Here is a 1,340-nt window from a genome sequence, read left to right as displayed (position 1 = left end):
CGGCATCTGCGGCCGGGGGTGAGGGTGCCTCGAATCCCGGTGACGGATCTCCGGAGCAGGACCGGGGCGACGACTCCCAGGACCGTTACCGCCGCGGCCTCCGCCGCTCGGTGCTGTTCGAAGTCGGTGTCGGTGTCGTGGTGTTGGTGATCACCACCCTGCTGACCAACACCCTCCCCGGCCGGGCCGCGGCGGACGCGCAGCAGACGGCGACACCGGCCGGCATACCGGCGGCCTCCGTCACCACCGTCCCCTTCCATGTCGGCAACGCCGGCGGCAAGGTGCAGATCACCCTCGACCCCGGACGCGTCGGCGAGAACTCCGTCGAAGCGGTCGTCTACGGCCCCGACGGCGGCTTCGCCACGGTCCCCGAACTCCGGCTCTCCTTCACGCTCCCGGCCCAGAAGATCGGCCCCCTCGACGCCAACGTCAAGGACGAGGGCGGCTATTGGGGGACCAACACCCTCAACCTGCCGATCGCCGGGACCTGGACGATGAAGGTCACCGTCAGGACGTCCGACGTGGACCAGGTGAGCGTGTCCCGGCAGGTGCGGATCATGGGATAGGCGGTAGACGGGCGGGATGCCGGGTCACGTCGGCTGCTTGCCGGCCCGCCACTCCAGCGCGTCCCGTACTTCGGCCGGGGTGGCGTAGAAGAACTGCCGGTGGAGTTCCGACTCCAGGCCGACCGCGTCCTTGCTGAAGATCAGCGCGTGGACGTCGAAGCGGAACGGCACCGCCGCGCCGCTCAACTCGTAGATCCGGTCGAGGGGTTCGAGCCTGCGGGTCATGCCGAACTTCACGACGCGGTCGCCGAACGCGCCGACGTTCGAGATGACGTAGACACAGCCGGTGCGGATGTTCGCCGCGCGGGTCTCGACGTCCTGCAACGCGCCCTCGATCTCGGCGAGTTTGGCCTCCATCTCCGCGACGGCCGCCTCCTCCCGCTCCTTGGCACGGGCCTCGACCGACTCACCCGAGAGTTTCACCTCGTGATCGTCCTGTGGCCGTACGTGAGCCGAGTCGCTCCACCCAGCCCGATATCGCGGCTGCGATCAACTCGGGCTGGTCCTCCGGGGTGTGATGGCCGGCGACGGTGTCCGAGTGCTCGATCTCCAGGGCGGCGATGTTCGCCGCGCACCAGGCGATGGTGTCCTCGTCCGTCATCGTTCCCGCTCCGGGCGCGAACGTGAGCAGCAGCTTGGGTACCTCCGGGCTGGCCGCCAGCCAGCGGTCGTAGGCCTCGATCCTGGTCACGACGTCGGCGGGTTCGCCGCCCAGCGGCATCGAGCGCGCCCAGCGCAGGAGGGGGCGGCGGCTCTCGCGGGTGGGGTACGGCT

The 1,340-nt window shown here is 69.9% G+C and carries 1 protein-coding gene and 2 pseudogenes; 1 reads left to right on the top strand and 2 read right to left on the bottom strand.

The window, feature by feature from the left end; all coding sequences use genetic code 11:
* Nucleotides 1-566: pseudogene (locus tag AC31A1_RS51475) on the top strand (transporter); the annotation flags it as partial.
* A 24-nt stretch (nucleotides 567-590) separates the two neighbouring features.
* Here the strand turns inward: AC31A1_RS51475 and AC31A1_RS51470 are convergent.
* Nucleotides 591-989, bottom strand: a complete 399-nt coding sequence (locus AC31A1_RS51470; protein ID WP_489659922.1) for a GIY-YIG nuclease family protein — start codon at nucleotides 987-989, stop codon at nucleotides 591-593.
* A pseudogene (locus AC31A1_RS51465) lies at nucleotides 973-1,340 on the bottom strand (haloalkane dehalogenase); the annotation flags it as partial. The gene AC31A1_RS51470 and the pseudogene AC31A1_RS51465, both read right to left, overlap by 17 nt.

It is taken from the genome of Streptomyces sp. P5F9 (assembly GCF_057961495.1).
The sequence above is the reverse complement of the archived record's forward strand: the minus strand, read 5'-3'. Positions and strand labels throughout refer to the sequence as shown.